Origin of the sequence: Mesorhizobium sp. M0276 (genome assembly GCF_040321755.1) — a bacterium.
Lineage (GTDB): Bacteria > Pseudomonadota > Alphaproteobacteria > Rhizobiales > Rhizobiaceae > Mesorhizobium.
In genome coordinates, this window is sequence record NZ_JAMYSC010000002.1 from 311,306 (window position 1) to 319,362 (window position 8,057).

11 protein-coding genes and 1 pseudogene are annotated in these 8,057 nt (G+C 60.8%); 2 read left to right on the plus strand and 10 right to left on the minus strand.

Annotated elements, in window-relative coordinates; translation table 11 throughout:
* Positions 1–12 precede the first annotated feature (12 nt).
* Entirely contained in the window at positions 13–657 is a 645-nt protein-coding gene (locus NKJ01_RS03210) for a DUF8835 domain-containing pootine (RefSeq protein WP_352725998.1), read from the minus strand.
* Positions 650–1,129 carry a DUF6878 family protein gene (locus tag NKJ01_RS03215; RefSeq protein WP_352726000.1) on the minus strand — a complete coding sequence of 160 codons (480 nt, stop codon included), beginning with the start codon at positions 1,127–1,129 and terminating at the stop codon, positions 650–652. Before NKJ01_RS03215 ends, NKJ01_RS03210 begins: the two co-directional genes overlap by 8 nt.
* 479 nt (positions 1,130–1,608) lie before the next feature.
* On the opposite strand from NKJ01_RS03215, the gene NKJ01_RS03220 reads away from it, so the two are divergent.
* Together NKJ01_RS03220 and NKJ01_RS36385 are read left to right on the plus strand one after the other, a co-directional pair.
* Entirely contained in the window at positions 1,609–1,878 is a 270-nt protein-coding gene (locus NKJ01_RS03220; protein WP_352726002.1) for a ribbon-helix-helix domain-containing protein, read from the plus strand.
* 47 nt (positions 1,879–1,925) lie between these two features.
* Positions 1,926–2,093 carry a type II toxin-antitoxin system RelE/ParE family toxin gene (locus NKJ01_RS36385; protein ID WP_502905851.1) on the plus strand — a complete coding sequence of 56 codons (168 nt, stop codon included), beginning with the start codon at positions 1,926–1,928 and terminating at the stop codon, positions 2,091–2,093.
* A gap of 304 nt (positions 2,094–2,397) precedes the next feature.
* On the opposite strand, the gene NKJ01_RS03230 is transcribed toward NKJ01_RS36385, so the two are convergent.
* The 8 genes and pseudogenes from NKJ01_RS03230 to NKJ01_RS03265 form a co-directional block, all read right to left on the minus strand.
* Positions 2,398–2,628 (minus strand): hypothetical protein, encoded by a 231-nt coding sequence (locus tag NKJ01_RS03230; RefSeq protein WP_352726004.1) that lies wholly within the window; start codon positions 2,626–2,628, stop codon positions 2,398–2,400.
* 91 nt (positions 2,629–2,719) lie between these two features.
* Complete coding sequence (locus NKJ01_RS03235; protein ID WP_352726005.1) at positions 2,720–2,905, minus strand: hypothetical protein; 186 nt, start codon at positions 2,903–2,905, stop codon at positions 2,720–2,722.
* A 25-nt stretch (positions 2,906–2,930) separates the two neighbouring features.
* Complete coding sequence (locus NKJ01_RS03240; protein WP_352726007.1) at positions 2,931–3,311, minus strand: DUF3085 domain-containing protein; 381 nt, start codon at positions 3,309–3,311, stop codon at positions 2,931–2,933.
* Between the two features lie 81 nt (positions 3,312–3,392).
* The gene (locus NKJ01_RS03245; protein WP_352726009.1) at positions 3,393–5,549 is read right to left on the minus strand and encodes a ParB/RepB/Spo0J family partition protein; all 2,157 of its coding nucleotides are present in this window, start codon (positions 5,547–5,549) and stop codon (positions 3,393–3,395) included.
* Positions 5,550–5,742: 193 nt separating this feature from the next.
* Positions 5,743–6,156: a hypothetical protein gene (locus NKJ01_RS03250; RefSeq protein WP_352726010.1), complete on the minus strand. Its 414-nt coding sequence runs from the start codon at positions 6,154–6,156 to the stop codon at positions 5,743–5,745.
* Positions 6,153–6,413 (minus strand): type II toxin-antitoxin system prevent-host-death family antitoxin, encoded by a 261-nt coding sequence (locus tag NKJ01_RS03255; protein ID WP_352726012.1) that lies wholly within the window; start codon positions 6,411–6,413, stop codon positions 6,153–6,155. Before NKJ01_RS03255 ends, NKJ01_RS03250 begins: the two co-directional genes overlap by 4 nt.
* A 704-nt stretch (positions 6,414–7,117) precedes the next feature.
* Positions 7,118–7,483 carry a hypothetical protein gene (locus NKJ01_RS03260; protein WP_352726013.1) on the minus strand — a complete coding sequence of 122 codons (366 nt, stop codon included), beginning with the start codon at positions 7,481–7,483 and terminating at the stop codon, positions 7,118–7,120.
* A gap of 45 nt (positions 7,484–7,528) precedes the next feature.
* Positions 7,529–7,837 (minus strand): annotated as a pseudogene (locus NKJ01_RS03265) (zincin-like metallopeptidase domain-containing protein); the annotation flags it as partial.
* Positions 7,838–8,057: the final 220 nt, after the last annotated feature.

Below are 8,057 nucleotides of genomic sequence, written 5' to 3' on the forward strand. Positions count from 1 at the left end.
TTCCTCTTACTCTCAGCCGAAGCGTCGGCCTGTCTCTGTGAAAGTGTAGCCGTCGGCGATGATGGTCTCGTCCACGGCTTCATCTGACGAGATGTAGTCGTATTCCAGCTCGAGCTGGCGGTAGAGCCAGCGTGCCAGGTCCCGCAACGCTTCGATAATTACATCCTCGGCATCGGCGGCGACGTCCTGATAGGTCGGGCTGTCGCGCTCGACTGAAACGGTCATGCAATATTCGTGGTAGTAGTGGCCACTATGCACGGTCTCGGCTTTGAGCTGATAGAAATTTCGTCGTTGGATTTGCTGCAGGGTGTCGGCGATGCGGTGCAGTTCTTTGTCGAGCGGCGCGTGGGCGCGGATTTTGTGGACGCAATCCTTGGCATAGGCGTAGTACGCCTCGAAACAGGCGCCGTCGCCCTGGCTCCAGAAGCCAGAGAACCAGATGCGGGGATCCGTGCGAGATCGTCCGCTCATCAGCTGAACGGGGTGGGTTTTGAGGCGAATACCGAGGATGGCGCAGATGGTCTCGAAATCATCATAGACGAATTCGAACCAGTCGTAATCGAAGCCGTTCTCCCTGTACCAGGCGCGCGCGTTTTCCTTGGCGGCGTCGGAAAGTTCGTTGAGGCGATACACTGTGGTGCCGATGATATCAGGCATTGGCTTTTCCTCCATGGCGAGGCACGGGCACGATCGAACGGGCTGCGACGTTGAAAGCGACTTTGTCCGGGCCGGAGAGATCGACCTCGCAAATGCCGTAAGCCTGCTCCAGGCAGTCACAGGCCATGCGCTCGATCGCATGAGGAATGGACAGTTCGAGGGGGATAGGGTCCGGCAATCCCCATTGCGGGATTGAGAGGGCGATGGGACCCAGGGGAAGTTGCGTCGACCGATCGTGGGCGATGAGCGCTAGTTGCTCGATGCGGCCATCATCGTCGTCTGGGTCGAGGGTGACGATAACGTGAGAAATGCGCGCTGCGGCGAGCGCTTCGAATAGCGCGGCGCGGTTTGGGGCACGCATCTTGGCGCAGAGGACGCGATACGCGGCCATATTTGCATCGTATCGGGCAAGCGCTTCTTCCAACGCGGTATCGCGCGCCGGCGCGCGCGGCAGCAGGGCTATCGCTGACATGGGGAGGCCTCCGGAGAGCGGGATGAAGGGGAACCGGCGGGCGCTCTCTTATCCGACCGCCGGTCCGACCTCTTCCCGATCTGCCTCTTGCTCTCGATATCGCGTGGGGCGGGGAGAGCGCCGTCAGGCGCCCGTTTCGTCGGGGATAACGCCCGGTCTGGAATGGGTGGCTTCAAGCGAAGCGACCATGTTGGCGCCTGCGTGATCGCTCCGACAGAAGGTGGGCCAAGCTAAAGTTTAGTGGGCTCGCCGAGTTGGCCCTTTTCGCTAGCTTCGGGCCGATTAGGCCTGCTCGTCGAGCATGGCTTGCCCGCCGATCGAGCCGTATTCACGTTGATACGCTAATACGTCTATGCCGACCGCCACGAGACATCGAGCGGGCGATGAGCGCGTTCGATGACGAGGGGTAGCGCGGTTTCCGATCGCCTCCATGATAGTGTGCAATCCTATTGAGCGCGATTGATGATGGAGATTTTCCCATGCGCAGCACACAACAGTTCAGCGTCACGTTGCCGAACGAAATGGCGCAGATGGTCAAGACAAAGGTTTCGTCGGGCGAGTATGCCAGCGAGGTTATCCGCGACGGTCTGCGCGCCTTGCAGGCGCGCGACAAGGCCCTCGAGAACTGGATGCGCACGGAAGGCGTTGCCGCCTATGACAAGCTGAAGGCCGATCCGAGCCGAGCGCTCAGCGTGAGGCAGGTGCGCCAGCACCTCGCCGACAAGCGCAAGCGGCCCGCCTCCGCGTGACCGATAAGGTTCATTTCACCCCGGAAGCCCTGCAACAGCTTGACGAGATGGAAACCCATATCGCTGAGGTAGGGTCGCCCACCGTGGCGGCGCGATATGTCGATTCCATCGTGGACTATTGCGAAAACCTGCAAACCTTTCCGCATCGAGGCACGCGACGCGACGATCTTCGGCCGCATGCGAACATTTCGCCGGCGTGTGACGATTCTGTTTGAGGTAGCGGACGACAAGGTAAATATCCTTGGCGTTTATTATGGCGGCCAGGACTACGAGGCGGCCTTGCGGGACGAGGAGGAATGGCCGGCTAAATACACCCCCCGCCTCCGGCCGATCGACAAGTGGCCGCCTTCGGTGGCAAGGGCTTTTTCAATGTAAGGGGTATAGTCGGTCATGGATGCGTGCTCGGCGACGAGCGGCCGCGTGCCTGTCACGCGGTCTGAAGAACCCGTCACGGACAAAAGGGCCGCCCTTTGACCAGAAGGGCGGCCCTGTGGAACCGACGTCAGGAACCCATGAGGCTTATCGGACTATGCCGAGTTGTTCGCCGATGCTCGGCGGTGTCGGTTTGCCTGATTCCTTGATCATGGAAACGATGGCTTCGCGCGAGAGACCGGAAAGGTCATAGCCTTGTGCGCGCGCAGCGGTGACAATGTCTTCTAGCGATGGAAACTCTTCGAGGAGTGTTCCAAGCCATAGTTCGCACATGTCCGTTTCCTCGTCGGGAAACGCCTGCAGGAAAAAGGTGCGCAAGGGCGGATCGTAGCCGATGACAGCTTCGGGATCGGACTTTCCGCCCTTGGTGACAGTAGCATTATGTCGGCTGATGCTCTCTCTCCAATCTCTAGTATTCGTAGGTTCGGGACCCGTCGGGCAGATCGCAAGCGATCTGGACGTGAAGCGTTTCCAACTCGTCGGGCTCATAGTGCCGATCCCGCCAACCGATGGCTTCGCGCAATGTCGGGAAGGATGTTATGTCTGTCTCGCCGATATATCCGGCGTTCTCGACGACAGTGAATTTGCGTTCCATGGTCATGCTCCAACGAGGAAGCCGGTCAATGCCGGGGTTGTTCGGTGAAAACCGAGATCGTGGTTTCGGTGAACTCGAAGACAAGCGGACTATTGGCGGCAATGGCATCGCGCACGACAGCGGCGTCGATGAATTCGCGACCGTCATCATCGCCGAAGGAGACCTGTTTGGCGGCCCACCATTGATCGAAGGGCATCGAGTCGGGATTGCACTCCTGGGCGTAGACGACGATCTGCTTGTCATCGGTCGCCTTGCCGTTATGCATGAGGTAGACGCCCTGATCGCCGACCAGCCAGAAGCCGGCGGGATCCTCGACGCCCCATCGAGGACGCAGGCCCAAAGGCCAGCGGGATTCGGCGGCCGTGAGCAGTTCGCGCAATTTGTCCGCGGGGAAAGTCAGTCGCATGATATGGCTCCGTTGCTGTTGATTGCGAAAACGGCCCGGTGTGAGCCGGGCCGTGGTGTCGATTGGGTCGGAGGCAAGCGGTCAGGCCGCGTCTTCTTTCAGGAAAGCGGGAATATCGCCGTCTTCGTCGAAATCCTGCTCGTGTTCCTGAAGCTCGTCCTCGGGATCGGCGTCGCCAGCTTTATCGACGTTGGTTGCCCGGTCTTCGTTGTCTTCCGTGTCGAGATCATCGTCATCGTAATCGTGCGACGAATAATCCTGAGCGGGAGCCCGCTCGGTGAAGGAGCCGGTGAAGGCCATGCCGTCGGGCAGCCAGGTGGAGGTTTTCGCGGCCGTGTCCGGGGTGAGGCCGGCTGCGGCGCGCGGATCCTCGCTGAAGGCCTGCTCCATGCTGGCGGCGATCACCGGCTTCTTGTCCTTGGCCCTGTCGTCTGCCCACCGGTCATCAATGAGCTCGCGTGCGACCTTGATGGCGTGGTCCTTCTTGGTCTTGCCCCAATAGTTTGCAGCCGTGGGCCTCCAGCAAGCGGCGGCATCAATTGCCATGCGGTGACCGATAACCTCGATGACCGGATTGGCGTCGGTGTCGGTTGCGAGCTGCTGGATAACGCCATGTGCCGAGCACCAGGCGAAAAGAACCTGTTTGTCGGCGTCGGGCAGGGCGCACATGGCTTCGAAGTCGTGCGGGCTTGCCAGTGATAGCCATTCGACATTGAGCCCGTCGCGGGTTGCCTGAAGCATGCGGGCGGCGACGGTATCCTTGATGGCATCGCGGTTGCGCCAAGTCTCGGCGTGCGTGATCGACACATTGATTGGCGTCGAACGATAGGACGACTTGCGCAGCGTGCGGAAGCACATCGAATAGAGCATGACGTCAAAGGCGGTGGCGAAGTCCGCGGCGAGATGCGACTGCAAGATCTGATGACGCGTGGCGCGCAGTTCCTCGGCAAGCGACATCGAGACGCCTTGCTGCTTACGGGCGTCAGTTGCCGGATCATTGTTCACATCGATCGTGCGGGTGGTTGAGACTGGCAGCTGAATGTCCGGGCCGGCGCTGTCGCCTTCGTCTTCGTCCGAGACAGACTTCTTTTTTGGGAGGTCTTCGGGGCGGACAAGACCGGCCTCGATGCGCAGATCCCCACCATGATCAACGGTGACGACAACACCGGCGATCGCCTTCTGTTCGACCGTGAAAGTGGCGCTGTTGGCAATGATCGTCCGGATTTCTTCAAGGCGCTCGGAAGCGGCGTCTTCCTCAGACTGCAACTCCTCCGTCCAGGTCTCCTCGTCATACTCGTTCGAAAGCGCCTCGAGACGAGTTTCGAGGTCCTCGAATTCCTTGACGAGTGCGGGATCGGGTTCGATCGGTTCCGGATAGACGTGACCGAAGGAGCGAAAGGCGTCATAGGCGACTTCGAGTTCAACTGTGACCCATTTCCATTGCTTGGCGAGTTCGTCGGCTATCGCCTGCAGCTTGTCGCCGGCAAGTTTTTCCAGCAGATCGCTATCAGCCAGATGGACGCTGTTGTTGTCTGAGAAGAGGTCACGGAGCACCGTGCCGCCGGCGGCCTGGTAGGCCTCGACGCCGACGAAGCGGGCAAGCTTGGAATTGCCGTGATAGGTGCGCTGCGTCAGGGCCGACTTGATGTTGCTCGGATAGGCCGCGTAGGGGCTGGTCGCGTATTCTTCCCACACTTCGTTCTGTCGGCCGTGATCGTCGGTGATGGAGAAAGCCTGCACGCATTCGAGTGTCAACTTGTTGGCGCGAAACGCCTCGATGATGACGGGAGAGACGCGAGCGAGCTTCATGCGGCGATCGACGAAGTTGAGGGTGAGGCCGAAGCGGTTGGCGATTTCTTCGCGAGACCAGCCCTTCTTCTCAAGGGTGTTGAACGCCTCGGCCTCGTCGGCCGGGTGCATGCCGGCCCGAACGAAATTTTCGATGAGGGAGGTTTCCTCGGCCTGCTTCTTGGTCTCGATGATGCAGGGGATTTCCTTGTCGGCGCTGATCTCCCCTTCGGCAAGCAAGCGCTCGAGCATGGTGAGCCGGCGGCCGCCGGCATTGATCTGATAGGCGTTGCCGGATTTGTGGATGAGGAGGTTCTGCTTGATGCCGTTGGCTTTGATGCTGGCATAAAGCTCGTTGTCTTCCTCTTGGCTGGCAGCCGTCTTGCGGACATTGAGGGGGCTGAGGGATAGCTTGTTGAGGGGGATCATGGCGATGGTGGGATTGGTCATGGCATGGCTCCTGATGAGCCGGGCGGGAGAAACTCTCTCCTCTTTCGGAGCCCGGTCAGCCGGGCTCCCCTGCCTCTTACTCTATCGGGCCATACCGGGCGGGGCGATTGCCGCTTGAGGCAGGCTACGGTGGGGTTTTAAGCAGTAAAGGCGATCTAATTTTCCGTTGGGACGCTTGCTGTGTCCGGATGGATCAGCGCCGCGTGAGGCCGGCGATCGGCCGCCTGTCGCGCATGGCGTTGATGAAGCGCTGGGCGACTTTTTCGAGAAAGCGCGGGCTAAAGGAACCGACAGGCGTGACGCTTTCGAAGTCGTAGAGCTCGTCCAGCTTGACCTTGTTGTAATCATCGAGGATCAGGTGGCTCACCTTCTCGGCTTCGGCCCCGAGGCCGACCCTGTGGCGCTCGGTTTCCGGAATGGTTTCGTAGAGCCGTTCTTCGCCCGGCTCCCGTGGCTGCGGCGCCTGCCCGGAGATCGGGAACAGGTAGAGCCAACCGTTGACCTCCATCATCAGGCAGACGCGTCGGATTTTCCGGCCGCTCTCTTCGCCGCGCGCAGCCTCGTGCCCCCAGAGGTAGTGGAACCGGTAGACCTCTCCCCGCTTCATTCGCCGGGCTTCTTGGCGTCGTCGAGAATCTGCTGAAACCCTGTCATCAGGTCATCGATGTCTTCGTTGGGGGCGGTTGCGAGCGTGAACGCGTTCTGGCCCCGCCTGCGCACCCCCGTCAGGCGCTCGTATTCCGCCGTCGGCATCATCACCACCTTCGCCTTGCCGCGCTTTACCAGGGACACTGTCTCGGCCATGGCGGCGTCCAGGACGTCGCCGGACCGCCGGCTCAGATCCGAAAACGAAAATTCCTTCATCGCGACCTCCAAGTCTGTAAGATCTGCATTATACAGAAAAGACGTAATTCGGCAAGAAAGCCAAGTCAACGTTTTGCGGCGATTGATCAGCGATGTTCCACGCTGGAGCAGAGGAACGCTTCAGTGGGTATCGAAGACGAACGCGGTCCGCTGCTTGCCAGCACGAGCCGCCGCAGCTTGTGCCCTAATATACAGAAAATCATTATCAGGAGCATGTCACCATGCGCAGCTTCCCTTACCATGAAGCTGGCCCTGGAGGCGCTGCTCTCTGCAGAGGGGCCCTTCCCTTGGCGTCGAATCGACGCCGGAGCCGAACGAGACGGCGAGCAGGCGGCCGCTGAGGGCGGCCGTCAGAGGGCGCCGCTGGCGGGAGGAAAGCAGCATTGTGTTCCCCCCTACCGTGGCTGGAGAATAAGCTTGGCCTGCTCGATCGCTTCTTCAGCGGCGTCGACGGCATCCTGGATGGCGCCATCGGAATCGTCGAACATGCCGCGCATCTGTCCGATCTGCGTCAAACAGGCATCGAGCGCGCCGAGGCTGGTCTTAAGGACGGTGGTCGCGTCGGGCCCCGGTTTGACGGCCTCGCCGCGGACGATCTCACGGGCTTGTTCAATCAGGCCGTCAAGCGCTTGGTGTTGGCCAACAAGAAAGGTCGAGATCGAACTGTTCCTCCTGGATGCGTGCCTTGATTGCCATCGGATCGGTCACGCCTTCATCGTTGCAGATGTGCGTGATGCAATCGCCCCAGGTCTCGAGGCGAGCGATCTGTTCCGCAAAGGCAATCGCACCGGCATGGCGCTGAGGGAGGTGGATGCTGTTCTCAGTGAAGCGCACGGGGACGTTTTGCATTCCTTCCCAGGGTCACCGTCGCCCTCGACTACGCCATAAACGAAGGTGGACGTGGGATCCCACGTCTTGCGGTCGGTGCCGATATCACCGTTATCGATCGCGGAAATCGCCTTCTCGCAGGCGTCCGTGAAGTCTTCGGCCTCGACGGTGATTGTGGCGCGGCAGTCGATGTCATAAAAAGCCGCGCAGACGGTGAATTTCCTCGGCATGGTCTCGGCCATGATCGTAACCTTTCTTGGTGTTGGCAGGTGAAGCGGGAGGGGAGATCAGGCGGCCGCGGCGCGCGGCGCATCGTCCTTGGTGGCGGCGTCGGGCTGCAGGCTGTGCAGGTAGGCGACGGCGCGTTCGGCGTGAGCGGCGGCCTGGAAAATGACCCGCTTCTCGTTCTTTAAAACTTTGATCCAGCTGCCGATGTAGGCGGCGTGATCCTCGCGCGGTTCATCCTCGACGCCGAGATCCGCGCAAATCATGGCACTCGAAATTTCGGCGACGCATTCTTCGATCGCGTAGCCTTCGTCGCCCCATGTCTTGCGGCCGAAATCACGGTCGAGGCGGGTCGGGTGGCCGGTCCAGTGGCCAAGCTCGTGTTAGGTCCCATCTTTATCGCGTCCTTTCTGTCATCTTCCCGCACTGGAATCAGGACAGTCTTTCACTTGTAGGACGCTGTTCCGGCGCGAGTGTGGGGGGGGGGGGGGGGGGGGGGGGCCCCCCCCCCCGGGGGGGGGCCCCGGGGTGGGGGGGGTGTGGTGGGGGGGGGGTAGGACCGCCGCGGATAGGGGGGGGGGGGTTCAGGGG